Genomic DNA, 15373 nt, shown 5'->3' with positions numbered 1-15373 from the left:
GTGGTAGCCGAACGTGCGTTTCTACGTCGGCGTCGCGGATTCCTTCTCCGAGTGACACAACACGATGGACGCGTCCAGATCGAGCACGAGGCCCGGGATCGGCTGACCAGCTGCGGTCACTACGGGAAGTTCGCGGGTCTCGGCGTGTTGCGCCCACGCTGTCCGTCAGCCTTTGGTGGGACAGAAGGGGAGGCCACTGCGGCATGACCGATCCGGTAACCACCGCGATGCTCGCCGAGACCTGTTGGCGCCGCTACCTGCGTGATCACAGCCCGGCGGACCGCAATGAGGCGATCCGGCTTTATGACATCGTGCTTGAGCACCGCGCCGAGCTGGTCCCGAGACAGGTGCGGGACGCGCTGATCGCCGCCTACGAGCCCGACACAGACGATGTTGCAGCGCGCGCCGAGTACGCCGCTGAGCTCATCTCGGTGGTCCGGCGGATCGACGAGCCGGCACTGCTCGACCGGGCTGTGGGTCTGCTGCAGGCGGTAGTGGCCGACTCGGCGCCGGACGATCCGAGACGACCGGCCTACTGGTCCGATCTCGGGCTCGTGCTGCAGCTGAGGCATCGCCGGCGAGGTGCGCCAGAGGATCTCGACGAGGCCGTCGACTGTGCGCGCCGGGCGGTGCTCACGGCCGCCGCCGACGATCGGAATCTGCCCGCGATGCGATCCAACCTGGCCGCCGCGCTGATCGGGCGATTCCGTCGCGGCGGGGATCCGGCCGATCTCCGCGAGGCCGCAGACATGGCCCAGGCCGCCACCACGACCCGGGACGGCGACGACCCTGGCCTGGCGCTGAGTACCCTGAGTGAAGTATGGCGGCTGCGGGCCCTGCGGCTGGGCGACGCATCGGCGCTCGACGAGGCCATCGCGACCGGCTGGGCCGCGCTCGCCGGGACCGCCGAAGATCAGCGGAGGTTCGCTCCGCGCGCAAGTCAGCTGACGGTCGCTCTCCTGGACCGGTTCGATCGCCGTGGTGGCGCCGCGGATCTCGACGAGGCGGTCGGCCTGCTGCGGCGGGCGGTCCAATCCTGCGACGACCCGCTCGACCGCAGCCGGCTCTCACTCAATCTCAGCACCGCGCTGCACACACGGTTCCTGCGCACCGGAGAGCCCGCCGACATCGACGAGGCCGTTGAAACCGCTGCGGCCGCGCTGCGCGGCGCTGCCGGTGACGAGGTGGCCACGGTCGCCACCGACCTCGGCGCCGCCCTGCTGACCCGGTTCGAGGCGACGCGCAACCTCGCCGATGTCGCCGAGGCGATGCGGCTCAGTCGGGTGGCCGTGGACAACACCTCGGCGCAGCATCCGGCCTGGCCAGGTCGGGTCGTGAATCTCGGCAACGCGCTGCGGCGGCGGTTCGAGGTCGCCGGCGACGGGGCCGACCTTGACGAGGCGGTCGAGGTGCTGCGCAGGGCCGCAGATGCGGCCGGCGGTGACCTGCGGGTGCTGTACAACCTCGCGGTGGTGCTCCGGATCCGGTTCGAGCACTCTCACCGCCCCGCGGACCTGGACGAGTCGATCAATCGATGCCGGGCGGCAGATCAGGCTGCGGCGCCGGGCCGGCCTGCCCGCGCCGCGATCCTGTCGGCCCTGGGCGCGGCCTTGGCGCATCGCGATCCGCCGGCGGCCGACGCTGCCTGGCGGGAGGCCGCGGGCCTGGCTTCGGCGCGCGGCCGGACCCGGATCGGGGCGGCGCTGGCCTGGGCGTCGGCCGCCGCCCGGCGGCACGACTGGGCGTCGGCGAGCGACGGGTACGCGGTTGCGGTAGCGCTGCTGCCGGTCTTCGCGTCGCGGGCGGTGCGCCGCAGCGCGCGGGAGACCCTCCTGCGCGGCTCGGCGGGCGCCGCGCTCGATGCCGCCGCTGCTGCGGTCAATGTCGGCCGACCTGTGCATGCAGCCGGATTGCTTGAGCAGGGCCGGGCCGTGTTGTGGACGCAGATGCTCGACGGACGCACCGATCTCGGGGAGGTATCGGCCGTAGCGCCGGCCCTGGCGGCCCGGCTGGCCGCTGTCGGGGCGGCTCTCGAGCCGGAATCGGGTCGGATGTTCGGCCCGAATCGATCGCCTGGCTTTCGGCCCGGATCTGCGCCTGATCTGATGGCTTCGTGATGCCGGGCGGAGCTGAGCAGTTCAGTCACGATGTCGACCGCCGCATGGCCCTGGCCCGCGAATGGGACGACCTGGTCGAGCAAGTCCGCGCGATTCCCGGGTTTGAGGATTTCCTGCAGCCCCCACGGCTGGAGTCGCTGCTGCCCGCGGCGAAGGGCGGCCCGGTCGTCATCCTCAACGTCAGCCGGTGGCGGTGCGACGCGTTGATCGTAAAAGCGGACGACGTCCTCGTCGTGGAGCTGCCTGAGCTGCGGCAGGACGCGATCGTGGCGCGGGTCCAGAACTATCTGGACGTGGTCACGACCTGGCAGGTGCGAGCGCTGCGCGGCGTCTCCCGCGACATGGACGCGACCGTGTCGTCCGATGCCGTCGAGGCCGCCCTGGACGACTGCCTGCAATGGATGTGGGACGCGTTCGCCGAGCGGATCCTGGACAAGCTCGAGTACGCCGGACGCTCAACCGGCGACGACTGGCCGCGGATCTGGTGGTGCCCGACCGGGCCGCTGACCCTGCTGCCGATCCACGCGGCCGGCTACCACCGCAGCCCCGGCCGGGCGGTCCTCGACCGGGTCGTCTCCTCGTACACGCCGACGCTGCGGGCGCTGCTGATGGCGCGGGACGAACCGCCGCCGCGGCCGGCCGGATCCGATCGGATGCTCTTCGTCGGCATGCCGGACACCCCCGGCCAGGAGCCGCTGCCGAACGTCGACATCGAGCGGGAGCTGCTGGACGAGATGTTCGGTGACGCCTGCACCAGCCTGGTCGGAGACGGGGCCACCCGCGACGCCGTCCTGACCGGGCTCGTCGACCACAGCTGGGCTCACTTCGCCTGCCACGGCGAGCAGGACCTCGCTGATCCCTCACGCGGTGGTTTGCTGGTCCATGACGGGCGGCTCACCGTGACCGACCTGAGCTCGCAGCAGTACCAAGGCGCATTCGCGTATTTGTCGGGCTGCAAGACCGCTGTCGGCGGGGTGCACCTGCCAGACGAGGCCATCACTCTGGCGGCGGCGCTGCACTACACCGGCTACCGGCACGTCATCGCCACACTGTGGTCGGTCCTGGATGACGAGGCGGCCGAGGTGGCCGGCCGGGTCTACGGCGACATCGTGCACGGCGGTGTGCTGCACGCCGGCGAGGCCGCGGTGGCGTTGCATCATGCGGTCCGGGCGTTGCGCGACCGCCATCCGGGCACCCCCAGTGTCTGGACGCCGTTCACGCACACGGGCCCATGACGGATCGGCCGTCGCGTGCCGACCTGATCGCCGCCGCGGCGCAGTGGACCGCCGCGGCCGATCGGACCGGGTCGGCCGCCGACCTCGACGCCGCCGAAACCGCGGTGCAGGCGGTGCTCGAGACGCTCGGGCCGGACGACCCGATCCGGCCGCGCACGCTGGCGACGCTCGGGTCGATCGTTCGCCGGCAGTGGGAGCGGGGCCGCCGTCCCGACGGGCTCACCTCGGCACTCCGGCTGCTGCACGCCGCCCTCGCGGCCGGCCCGGCGGACCGGGCGCTGTGCCTGGCCAATCTCGGCAACACCCTGCTGGTCCGGGGCGGTGCGACCGATCTCGACGCGGCGGTCGAGGCCTTCGACGAGGCGGTGCGCCTGACCGCCACCGACGACCCGGCCCGGCCCGCGTATCTGGTCAACCTGGGCGCTGCCCTGGCGGCCCGGTCCCGGGCCCGGCCGGGCGCCGACGACCTTGACCGCAGTATCGCCGCCATCGGGGCCGGCCTCGACGCCGCATCGGCCGACGACCCCCGCCGGCCGGCCTACCGAGCCAACCTGGCCGACGCGCTGCGCACCCGCTTCCGCCGCACCGGCGAGCCGGCCGACATCGACCGCGCCGCCGAGCTCGCCAGGGAGGCCGCCGAACAGGATTCCTCACCGCAGATGCTGGCCGTCCTCGGCGGTGTACTGCTGAGCCGGGCCCAGGCCGTCGCCGACGAGCACGAGCTCGCGCAGGCCCTGGACGCCCTGGCCCGGGCCGTGCAAGGGACCCCGCCGCAGCACGCGATGCGGGCTCGGCGCCTGGCCGGTCTCGCTGCCGCCCTGGCCTACCGGGCCGAGCTCGGCGACGACGCTGACGACCTTGAGCGGGCCGAGGCCCTGCTGCTCACCGCGGCCCGGCTGCGCCCGGAGCGCGCGATCCTGGTCAACCTCACTGCGGTGGCGATCCGCCGCGCGGAGCTGACCGGCGACGACGCCCGTCTCGACCGGGCGGTGTCGATGGCCCGGAATATGGACTCCACGAATCTCGCCACGGCGCTGCACCTGCGCGCCGCTCGCACCGGCAGCATCGCGACCCTCGACGAGGCGGCCCGAGCGGCCACGGCGTCGCTGCAGGCCGCGGAGCCGGGAACGACGGCGCACGCCGATGCCTTCACCAATCTCAGCGGCATCATGATGACCCGCTACCTGCGCACGGGGCTCGGCGCCGACCTCGACGCGGCCGTGGACGCCGGCCGCGCCGGTGCCGGTGCGACCACCCATGACCCCGGGCGGCCGGACCGGCTCAGCAACCTCGGCAACGCGCTGCGGCTGCGGGGCGCGCGCCGGCGGTCGCAGCGTGACCTCGACGAGGCCGTGCAGGTCCTGCGGCTGGCCGCCCGGCTAGCCCGGACCGGCCGGGCCCGGCACCTGTCGAACCTGGGTGCCGCACTGCAGTCCCTGGCCGAGTTCGGTAACGGTGACCCGGCCGACGCACCGCCCGTGCTGCGGGCGGCGATCGCGCACACTCCGGCCAGCTCGCCCGCACGGCCGAAGTACCTGTCCAACCTCGGCAACGCCCTGGCCGGGGCCGGCGAACCGGCCGCCGGTGCCGAGCTGCACCGGCAGGCGCTGCGGCTGCTGCCCGCCGGGCATCCGGACCGGGCAGTCGTGCTGGGCAACCTGGCCGCCGCACTGATCGCCATGGGCGACGACACGGTGCTGCCGGAGGCGCTCGAGGTGACCCGGGAGGTGGCCGACGACCCCGCGGCCAACGCGCAGGACCGGCTGGTGTGCGCCTGGCGGCTGGCCGACCTGCGGGTCCGGGCGGCCGGCGGCGACGCGAACGCGGGCGCTGCCGCCATGCGGGCCGCGCTCGACCTGGCCGAGCGGATCGCCTGGCTCGGCGCCACCGCCGCGGACCGCCCGTACACGCTGGCCCGGTTCTCGAGCCTGGCGCTGGACGGGGCCGCCGCGCTGGTGCAAAAGGATCGTGCGGCCGCGCTCGGCGCGCTCGAGAACGGCCGCGGCGTCGGCTGGCGCGAGCAGCTGCAGCAACGCCGGCTCGACGCGCTCGCGGAGCACCACGAGGGCCTCGCCCGCCGGCTCCGGGCGATCGGTGCCGCCCTCGACCGTCCCCTCATCATCTGACTCGGCAGGAGGCCGCAATGCCGAAGGTATACGCGCTGCTGGTCGGCATCGATCGGTACCGTGCCGCGGTGCGCAACCTGCAGGGCTGCGTCAACGACATCAGGCTGGCCGAGCAGCTGCTGCGGGACCGGATAGACCCCGTCGAGCTGTCGGTCCTGACCCTGTGCGACGAGCAGGCGACCCGGGCCGCGATCATCCGGGGATTCCGCGACCATCTCGGTGCGGCCGGCCCGGACGACACTGCGCTGTTCTGGTTCAGCGGGCACGGCTCCACCGGGCCGCTGCCGCCGCGGTTCCGGCTCACCGAGAACGCGGGTACGTCCCAGACGCTCGTCTGCCACGACAGTCGCGCCGGGGCATCCGACCTGTACGACAAGGAGCTGGCGGTACTGGTCCGGGAGGTGCTCGCGCGCGGCGCCCGCCTCGTGTCCATTCAGGACTCGTGTCATGCTCGCAGTGGCCTGCGCGGCTCGCCCACCGGCCGCGAGCCCCGGTCCGTGCCCCCGGCACAGCCGCAGCCGACGTCGGACGACCTGCTCCCGGCCGATCCGGCGATCGGCTTCCAGGCGCCGGGGCACGTGGCGCTGTCGGCCTGCAACGAGTTCCAACTGGCCAACGAGGCCTGGTTCACCGACGGCGTGCACGGTGTGTTCAGCGAGGCGGTCCTGCACACGCTGGGGCGTATCGGCCGTCACGCAACCTACCGTCAGATGCTCGAAGACGCCCGCTGCCGGGTCGAGGGCCGGTTCGCGCGCCAGGTCCCGACGATCGAGGCGGTCGGCGACGACGCCGACCGGGAATTCCTCGGCGGAGCGCTGCGTCTCCGGGCCGCGCAGGTGACCATGCGTTACCTGCGCGACGCGTGGGAGGTCGATCTGGGCGCGATTCACGGCGTCGCCGCTGAATCTCGGCTGGCTGTGCACGGCTCTGAGCCGTTGCAGGAGGTCCGGGTCGCCGCGGTCCGCCCCGGTCACAGCATCGTCGAGCCGACCGGCTGGGCGCCGGTGGCCGAGCAGCAGTACGAAATGGTGCTCACCGATATGCCCATGCCCGCGGTGGCGGTGGTGGTCAGCGCGGGCGAGGACGTCACCCGCCGCCTCGCCGCGGCGGTGCGGGCCGCCGGCCCCGGTCGCCGCCCGTCGCCACACATCCGCATCGTGTCACCCGGCCAGGAGCGAGACGGCGGCCTCGTGCTACGGGTGCGCCAGGCCGGCGACGACCGCGCGATCGAGATCACCAGCAGCGACCACGAGCCGCTGGTCCGGGTGCCCGGCGTCCACGACCGAGCGATCGGGCAGACGGTGCGCGATCTCGAGCACATCGCCCGCTGGCTACAGGTGCGCAACCTGGCGAACCCGTCGCCGGTCCTCGCCGGCGCGGTCCGGATCGAGGTCGTGCCCGCCGGACCGGATGCGGCAATGGTGTCGTCGGCCGGGCCGGTCGAGTTCGCGTACACCTGGAGCGGCACCCGTTGGGTAGCACCGCAGGTATTCGTCCGGCTGCACAACACCACGGATCGCACATTGTTCTGCGTCCTGCTCGACCTGACCGACCGGTACCGCATGCACCCGGGCTTGTTTCCGGGCGCCTACCTCGCCGGGCACCACACCGTGCAGGCCGGAGGGAACGCGCCGATCGACCTCTCACTGCCGTCGGAACGGGTCGCGCAGCCGGGCGGGTCAGGCACCGACTGGCTCGTCCTGCTGGTCGCGGAGCAGGAGTTCAGCTCATACCCGTTCACGCTGCCCCGACTGGGCGAGCTACCCCGCGGGCCGGCCCGCGGCCGGCGTGGTGCCGGCATCACCGGCATCCTCGGCCGACTCGGCCTCCGCGCGGTGCGTCGGGACCTTGCCGCGGAACCGCAGCCCGCGTTGCACTGGGGGGTCACCGTGACCGAGGTCAGGACGGTGATGCCGAGCGCAGCACCATGAGCCCGGGCTCGACGCGTGCCGGCCGCCGGTCGAGCCGGTCTCGCACGTGTCGCAGCCGGGCTGCCAGGGCCGGACGGCCGGCCTGGAGCTCGTTGAGCGGCCCGCGCAGCTGCAGCAACTGGGTTTACAGCACGGACCGGCCCAGCGCCGCCAGCTCCACGGCGTCGCGCGGAGACGCGGCCGCCGCCGCGCTGCCGCACCGGCCGCCGGACTCGCCTCGGCCTGCCGGACGGCGGCCACCGCACCGGGCCCGATCGGGGCGCCCAGTGGGGGGCAGCCGCACGGCGGTCCGCCCGGCTCGCACCGCCCGCTGCAGATCCACCGCTGTCACATCGCCCACTGTAGTGAGGCGCCTCGTGGCGGTACGGTCGCAAGGGTGGACGAACTCCTGGCAGCGGTCCGGCGCCGAGTCACCCTGTACACGATCACGGGCAGCCCGGTCCACCTCCTGGGCCAGGCGGCCACCGACGAAGGTTTCGCGCTGTGGGAGGCCGCCACCAGGACCGGGGAGTCCGGCCTGCGGACCATGAACATCGAGCCGATGGCGGCGCTGGCCTGGTTCCACTGGTGCCGGTTCTGGTCCCTGCCCGACGGCGTCGGCGACGCGGAGCGGGCGACCGCAGAGTCGCTGTTCGACGTGATCGCCCCCGAGTGGCCGGAGCTGGTGCCGGAGATTCTGATCGCCGATACGGAGCTGGACGACTGGTGCGACGAGGGGACCGACCTGCTCGAGCGGTGTCTGGGGCGCGACGATCCGGCTGCGCTGGACCGGGCGATCAGCCTGTTCCGCCAGGTGCTGCAGATGATCGACATCGAACGGTCGTCGCGCGGCGACGTGTTGAACAACCTTGGCATGGCGCTGCGGCTGCGCTCCGAGCGCGGCGGCGGTCGCCAGGACCTCGATGACGCCGTCCTGGCCGGAGAGGTCGCCGTCGAGTGCACGCCGGCCGGGCCGGAGCGGGCGCTGTATGCGGCGAACCTGGGGGCGCGGCTGCAGGCCCGCTATCTCCGCGACGGTGACGAGGCCGACCTCAACGGCGCCGTCGACACGATCCGGATCGCGGTTGACGGGCTGCATCCCGCTGCTGCGGAACGGGCCGGGCACCTCTCGAACCTCGGGCTCGCGCTACGGATGCGGTTCGAACGCTTCGGCGTGCCGGCCGATATCGACGAGGCGGTCACGGTGGGCCGGGCGGCCCTGGAGCGCTGCCCGCCCGGCCATTCGAACCGTGTCCAGTGTCTCGGCAACCTCAGCGGCTCGCTGCAGGTCAGGTTCGGCTGGCGGGGCGATCCGGCCGATCTGGACGAGGCGGTCGCGTCCGTCCGCGAGGCGCTGTGGCTCGTCCCGGGTAACCATCCGGACCTGGGGCGCCACCTGTCGAACCTCACGGTGATGCTGCAGACCCGCTACGCCAGTCGGGGCGATCGGGCGGACCTCGACGCGGCCGTGGAGGCAGCCCGCGGCGCCGAGCGGATGGTGCCGGGCGGCCACGCCAATCGGGCCCAGGTGCTGTCGTATCTCGCAGCGGCGTTGGCGGGACGGTTCGAGCGGCTGCGGAACCGGGTCGATGTCGACGAGGCGGTGGCGATCGGCCGGGCGGCCCTGGACCTGGCACCGGATGCGGACCCGGGTCGGCCGATGTACCTGTCGCATCTCGCAACCGCGCTGGACGCGCGATATGCCGACTCCGGTGATCCGGATGACCTCGACGCGGCGCTTGCGGCGGCGCGCGCGGCCGTGAGCACCGCGCCGGTCGACCACCCATACCGTGCTCGCTACCTGACGAACCTCGCCGGAGTGCTGCTGCGCCGGGCGGAGCGGTCCGGCGAGGCGCGTGACCTGGATGCGGTCATCGCCGCAGCCGAGGCGATCGTCGACGTGTTTCCCGCCGGCCACCCTGACCGGTCGACGGTCCTGGCCAATCTCGGCATCTCCCTGCGGGCGCGCTTTCTGGTGTCGGGTTCGGGCGTCGACGCCGATCGGGCGCTGCACATGTGGCGCGAGGGGGCGGCATCGCGAACGGCACCGGCCGCAACCCGGCTGCGCTGCGCGGACGCGTTCGGCGACTTCGCCGCGTCGCTGGAACGCTGGCCGGAGGCGGCCGAGGGGCTCACCGCCGCCGTGCGCCTGCTGCCGCTGTCCGCGTGGCGGGGCCTGAGCCGCGCCGGCGCCGAGGACGCGCTCGTGAGCGCGGACGGTGTGGCGCGCGACGCCGGCGCCTGCACGATCGCCGCAGACGACCCGCGCGGTGCGGTCGTGGCCTTGGAGGCGGGCCGGGCCGTTGGCTGGGCACAGTTGCTCGACACGCGTACCGACCTGAGCCGACTGCGCTCCGCGGTGCCCGAGCTGGCGGCCCGCCTCGGCGCCGTGCGGTCCGGTCTGGACCGACCGGCGGCGTAGGGGTGCCGGTTGACAGGAGCGGCACCTCGGAAACCCCCTCGGGGTGGCGACGAGGTGAGCCACGGCACTGCCGTCACCCGATCGGAGGTTTCAGCCGCTCGATGAGAAAGCCAGCAAGGTCGCCGTTCACGCCGAACGGGGCGCTGTGGTTGACGTAGCGGACGAGATACCCCGCGGCCTCCACGAGCCTTCGCCGCTCGACCATGGTGCGAATGGCCTTCGCCAGCGCGACCAGGGTCCGGAGATCGTCGCCTTCCGGCTGCAGCGCATCACGAAGGACCGCTATTGCTTCGTCCAGGCGGTCATCGTCCGCCAGCAGTAGTCGCCCGTGGTGGTAGCGGGCCTGCTGCCGGAACGCGATCGCTGCCGCGGGGTCGCATTGCTGTTCAACCGCCCGTCCCGCTCCCGAGTCAGGGCCATACGACGATCGACATCCTGCGTGAACCGGTCGGGGCTGCCGGGCATCATGAACTCATCCAACGCGACTGTGCTCACGGCGAGAAAGCCCGAGGGCCGGTTCCAACCGAACGTCCGGCGTTGTCCGGCTAGGGGCCGCCCGATTCCGATTCCGGGTCGGTGGCGACCGCCGACCTGAGGACGGCTACTCGCCCGCCGGGCGGGACGGCCGGTGGCCGCTCTGCCGCAGCATCCGGCCGAGCACGGCCTGTGCGGCGAACAGCTCGTCCTGCTCCTGCGGCAACTGCCGCCAGATCTCGACGGCTTCGCGCTGGACGGCGACGGCGGCATCGAGCCGGCCCAGAGCCGCTTCGTACCGGCCGACCTCCTCGAGGGAACACGCGACGAGTAGGTCGGCGCCGGCGAGCCCGCGGCGGAGCTCCAAGGCCTCCCGGGCCGCCGTGACCGCCTCCGTGTGGCGGCCGAGCTCGGCCAGCGTCATGCCGCGGTTGGCCAGAGCGCCGGCCAGACCCGCCGGGTCGGGGATGACCAGCCCGCGAGAGACCTCGACGGCCCGGTCGGTGGCGGCCAGCGCCTCGTCGTGGCGGCCGACCGCGGCGAGGCAGTTGCCGAGATCCATCAGCGCGCCGGCCAGCGCCCGCTGATGGCGCGGCTCCGCGGCGGCCAGCCTCCGTAGGTGCTCGGCGGCCCGTTCGGTGGTGGCGAGCGCCTCCTCGTGGCGGCCCAGGTCGGTCGAGGCATGGCCGAGCTCGGCCAGCATGCGTGCCAGGTCGGCCTCGTAGGTGTCGGGGTCGGCCTCGGCGAGCTGCTCGAGCAGGGCGATCGACTCGTTGCGGGCCGACCACGCCTCGTCCGCACGGCCGAGCGCGTCGAGTGTCCGGATGCGGTGGTACAGCGCGTGTGCGAACTGTGGGCCGTAGGCATCGGGGTCGTCGGCGTTGATGCGGCGGAAGATGCCGACGGCCTCGGAGATCGCGGCCAGGCCCGGCTCCAGCCGATCGGTCATTACCAGATGCATACCCAGCGTGGCCAGCGAGACGGCTAGCTCACCGGTGAACTCGGCGGGATCGGCACGGGCAAGTCGCCGCCTGATGTCGACCGCCTCCCGGGCTATGGGGACGGCCTCATCGGCGCGGCCGGCGGTGGATAGCGCGATGCTGACCGTGAGCAGCGCCCTGGCGAGTGCCGCGTCGTGGCCGGCCGGATCGGTCGCGGCGAGGCGGCGGTAGATCCCGACCACCTCAGTGCCTGCGGCCAGCGCCTCCTCCGTGCGCTCGGCACTGTCCAGGCTCAGGGCCAGGTTCAACAGCGTCGCGGCCAGGTAGGGCTCGAAGTAGGCGTCGGCGGCGGTCAGCCGGCGCAGGATGCGGACGGCCTCCGCGAAGAGGGGAACCGCCTCAGCCGTCCGCCCCGCCTCGGTCAGGCGGGTCCCGCGTTCGTTCAGGGACTGCGCCAGGTCGGGCTCGGGCACGGCGCGCGACGGCGGCCTGGCGGCCTGCTGACGGGCACCAGCGGACAGCTCCTCGAGCGTTCGGCGGGTTTCCTGGAGTGCGAGGGCCAACGCCGGGCTGATGTCGGCCACCTTGCCCAGGTCGGTGCGCAGGTTGAGCAGCTGGGTCCAGGTGACGCCACGGCCGGTCTCCAGGATTTCCAGCGCGGCGGCGGCCGGGCCGGCCGCGAGCTCGGCGGCTGCGGCGTCGCAGGCCAGCTGCAGGCCGTGCGAGGCCAGCCACGACTGCCGGTCGGCGTAGTTGATGCCGGGCCAGGCCAGCGCGGGCAGGAACGTGGTGGCCCGGCGGTACGGCTTGGCCGCGTCGGCCAGCGATCGGTGCTCGGCGATCAGTTCACCCTCGCGGCGGGCCGCGACCAGGCGCAGCCCCAGCGGCGTAACCCCGGCCCGGCTGGCCGCGTCGTAGTGCTCGATCGCCCGGTCGAGGTCGGCCGGATCCTGGAACGCCTGGAACCGCGCGGCGAGCAGGGCGGCGTGCGAGAAGTCGTCGTCGAGGTCCACCGCGAGGGCCCGGTCGATGTCGATACGGTCGGCGGTGGTCGTAAATCTGGCCCCGTAGAGGTTGGCCAGGCTGGCCAGGATCGTGCCGCGCTCGGCATGGTCGTCCGGCGTCAGCGCCAGGGCCTCCTCGGCCGCCCGCACGCCCTCGGCGATCAGGGGCAGCGGCTCATCGTCGGACTCGGCGCCGAGGCGCAGCGAGAAACTCAGGTTGGTCAGGACACGGCGGCGGTCGGGGTAGTCCGCCGGGGTGATCGCCAGCGCCTCGCGGAAGCACTCGACCGCATCGACGAGGTCGTCGAACGGGCCGTCGCCGAGATAGCTCATGGTCAGGGCGGCGCCGAGCGAGGATAAGCACGAGGCGTGCTCGAGCGCGTTGACCTTCTCGCCGGCGGCGGCGATCCGCAGCGCCGTGATGCCGTCCGCGAGGTCCTCGCCGGCACCGGTGCGTTCGAACCGGCCGATCAGCGCATTGCCGAATGCGAGCGCCAGCCGCGACCGGTGCGCCGCCCGCTGCGGCGTCGCGTGCATCGCCGAGCGGGCCAGCGTCACCGCCCGGTCCAGATCGGCTGTGGCCCCGGTCCGCCTCGCCCGCAGCCGCAGCCCGTTGACCAGGTTGGCGGTCAGCCCGGCGCCGGCCGGATCGCCAGCTCGCGGGCCCGGCAGCATCTCGGCGAGCGTGATCGCTTCGTCCAGGTCGGCCGGGTGACCGGCGGACTCGAAACGGACCATCAGTGTGGTCGCCAGGTTGGCCGTCAGCGTCGGCCGGTCCGCGGCGCGAGCCGACGGGGCGTCGAGCGACCGTCGGCGCAGCGCGAGTGCCTGATCGAGGTCGTCCCGGTCGCCGCGCGCGACGAACCGGGCCTGCAGGGCGTTCGCCAGATGGGTGAGGTAGCGAGCGTAGTCGCGATCGGCCGGCTTCGCGGACTCCACAACGGACCGGGCCAGCTCGATCGCCCTTGCCAGGATGGCCGGATCGCCGGTCTCCTCGAACTTGATGCGTAGAAAATCGGCATAGCCCGATCGCAAGCCCCGCACGACACCACGGTAGCCGCGCCCGTCGTCGACGTCGAGGCCCGCGACACCGGCGACGACGCGACCGGCAGGACGCCCGCCGCCTCGAGGTCACCGCGCAGGACCGCGTCAAGATACGTGGAGGGTCCGGGCCCGAGGCGGCCGGACCGGCTCGGCTTCCTACCTCAGCTGAATTGCCAGCCGATCAGGTTCCAGTGCCAGCAGAACCACGCCATGGCCGCGATCCCCGCCAGCAGCACTGCCTGATGGACCCGTGCAGCGACGCCCGCTTGACGCCAACCGGCGACGCTGGTGCCGGCAGCGGCGAGCCCCAGCGCAAACACCACGATCGGCACGGCGAGCAGGGCCCGAAGGCCGGCGGGCGGGCCGGCGAGAAACGCGCTGGTGCTTCCGAGCAGGGCGGTGGTCAGCCCGGCCAGGAATCCGAGCCCCAAGAGGACCGCCAGAGTGGCCATCGCGCGTGACAGCCGCCACGAACGGGCACCCGCCGCTTGGCCACGTATCCTGTGCGCTACTGCGGCCACGGGAACCACCAGTGCGCTCAGCGCCACGACCGCGAATCCTGCCAGCACCACGAGGTTGAACGGCAACGTGTCCGCGCGACTCGCCCGCTCGAACGCGGACCCGTCGGTCACCACGTACTGGCCATCGTCCACCGCCACCAGATGATCGTCGCCCGCCCGATAGGCGCCGTCGCCCTCGGGCGTCCACGTCTTGTTCTTGAAACGGAGGGTGCCGGAGTCGGTCACCGTCAAACGCTCCAGCTCGAGCAGCGTGAGCAGTTTCTCGATGCCGGTGACGTTGCGCCGGGTCGGGGCGTAGAAGCCGGCCTGCGGCACCACGGGTTGCTGCGATCCGGACGCCGCCGGCTCCGACCCCGGGGCGAACCGGTCGAGGAACCCGTCGACGACCTCACTCAGCATGCCGGCCCCTTCAAGTGAGTTGAGCGACACGAAGAGTCCAAGCCGGCAGTCGGGTACCAGCAGCAGCACGCTTTCGAACCCCTCCCAGTCCCCGCCGTGCATCAACACCCGATGGCCGTGCAGCACTCGGTCCATGAAGCCGTGCGCGTACCCGCCGACCCTCGGATCGGCTGAGAACGAGCGGTTTTGCATGACTGTAGAGGTCTGCGGCTTCAAGATGCCCTCACCATGATTGAGATGCGCGATCATGAACTTGGCCATGTCCGACGCTGTCGCGCTGACCGAGCCGTCCGGCGCAAGCAGGTCGAATGTGAACGGAACGCGCGTGCCGTCCTCGTCATAGCTGTTCGCGAGGTCTGCAGCGAGCGCCGCGGGTAGGGGCTCGGACGCGGTACTGTGCGTCATGCCCAACGGCGTCAGCAGATGCTGTTGGACGTAGGTGTCCCACGGCTCGCCGGTAGCCTTCGTCACGAGATATCCGGCCAATGCCGCCCCGTAGTTGGAGTACGCCGACACCACCCCCGGTGGACGGATCCGCGCCGGGACGTTCTTGGCCAGGTACTCGCCGAGCGGTACGACGTCGTCGGCGGTGCGGGCGCCCGTGCCGATGATGCGGTCTTCGAAGCCGGCGGTGTGGTTGATCAGATCGCGCACCCGGATCGGCTGCGGGTAGGTGCGCGGGATTTGGAACGTGGTGAGCAATGTGTTGACGTCCGCGTCCAGGTCGAGGCGGCCGGCTTCGACCTGCTGCATCACGGCCGTCGCGGTGAACAACTTCGTAATCGACGCGATACGCACGAGCGTTCGCTCCGGATTCATCTGGGTGCCGGCGGCCACGTCGGCGTGACCGAAACCGTGGGTGTAAGCGACGGTCGTGCCGGAGACCACCGACACGACCGCCCCTGGCGTCCCTGAGCTACGCAACCGCTTCGGCATTTCGCCCTCGAAGAACGCTGCGGCCGTGGTGGTGCTCAGCGCGGCGCAACTGGGCGGCGCGGCGTGCGCGGGAGCGGCGCCGAAGCCCACCAGACCCGCCGCCAGCAGCAGCACCGCGCCGACACCCCCCACCGGCCTCCGCACGGCTGGCCGCTGCCAACGGCGGGATGCTCCGCCATGGACGGATGGTGGGGTCGAGTCGCGTTGGGAATGCACAGGTCCTCCTTGGCCGCGGGCGTGGTCG

8 protein-coding genes are annotated in these 15373 nt (G+C 72.7%); 6 read left to right on the top strand and 2 right to left on the bottom strand.

Going from position 1 to position 15373, the window contains the following annotated elements; genetic code table 11:
• The first annotated feature begins 203 nt into the window (after window positions 1–203).
• The 6 genes from Dvina_RS17325 to Dvina_RS17300 all read left to right on the top strand — a co-directional run bounded on the left by Dvina_RS17325 (window position 204) and on the right by Dvina_RS17300 (window position 10132).
• Window positions 204–2117, top strand: coding sequence for a tetratricopeptide repeat protein (locus Dvina_RS17325; RefSeq protein WP_223103502.1), 1914 nt, complete (start codon window positions 204–206; stop codon window positions 2115–2117).
• The gene (locus Dvina_RS17320) at window positions 2117–3352 is read left to right on the top strand and encodes a CHAT domain-containing protein (protein WP_246656546.1); all 1236 of its coding nucleotides are present in this window, start codon (window positions 2117–2119) and stop codon (window positions 3350–3352) included. Before Dvina_RS17325 ends, Dvina_RS17320 begins: the two co-directional genes overlap by 1 nt.
• Entirely contained in the window at window positions 3349–5478 is a 2130-nt protein-coding gene (locus tag Dvina_RS17315; RefSeq protein WP_223103500.1) for a tetratricopeptide repeat protein, read from the top strand. Before Dvina_RS17320 ends, Dvina_RS17315 begins: the two co-directional genes overlap by 4 nt.
• Before the next feature lie 17 nt (window positions 5479–5495).
• Window positions 5496–7409: a caspase family protein gene (locus tag Dvina_RS17310; RefSeq protein WP_223103499.1), complete on the top strand. Its 1914-nt coding sequence runs from the start codon at window positions 5496–5498 to the stop codon at window positions 7407–7409.
• Between the two features lie 376 nt (window positions 7410–7785).
• A complete protein-coding gene (locus Dvina_RS17305) occupies window positions 7786–9810 on the top strand; it encodes a tetratricopeptide repeat protein (protein ID WP_223103498.1) in 2025 nt (674 codons plus the stop codon).
• 145 nt (window positions 9811–9955) lie between these two features.
• Window positions 9956–10132 (top strand): hypothetical protein, encoded by a 177-nt coding sequence (locus Dvina_RS17300; RefSeq protein ID WP_223103497.1) that lies wholly within the window; start codon window positions 9956–9958, stop codon window positions 10130–10132.
• 279 nt (window positions 10133–10411) lie between these two features.
• Here the strand turns inward: Dvina_RS17300 and Dvina_RS17295 are convergent, their stop codons facing one another.
• Both Dvina_RS17295 and Dvina_RS17290 read right to left on the bottom strand, forming a co-directional pair.
• The gene (locus Dvina_RS17295; protein ID WP_223103496.1) at window positions 10412–13273 is read right to left on the bottom strand and encodes a tetratricopeptide repeat protein; all 2862 of its coding nucleotides are present in this window, start codon (window positions 13271–13273) and stop codon (window positions 10412–10414) included.
• 161 nt (window positions 13274–13434) lie between these two features.
• The gene (locus Dvina_RS17290) at window positions 13435–15243 is read right to left on the bottom strand and encodes a serine hydrolase domain-containing protein (RefSeq protein WP_223103495.1); all 1809 of its coding nucleotides are present in this window, start codon (window positions 15241–15243) and stop codon (window positions 13435–13437) included.
• Window positions 15244–15373: the final 130 nt, after the last annotated feature.

The sequence above is a fragment of the Dactylosporangium vinaceum genome, from assembly GCF_019904175.1.
Lineage (GTDB): Bacteria > Actinomycetota > Actinomycetes > Mycobacteriales > Micromonosporaceae > Dactylosporangium > Dactylosporangium vinaceum.
This window is presented reverse-complemented; position numbering and strand designations above follow the sequence as displayed.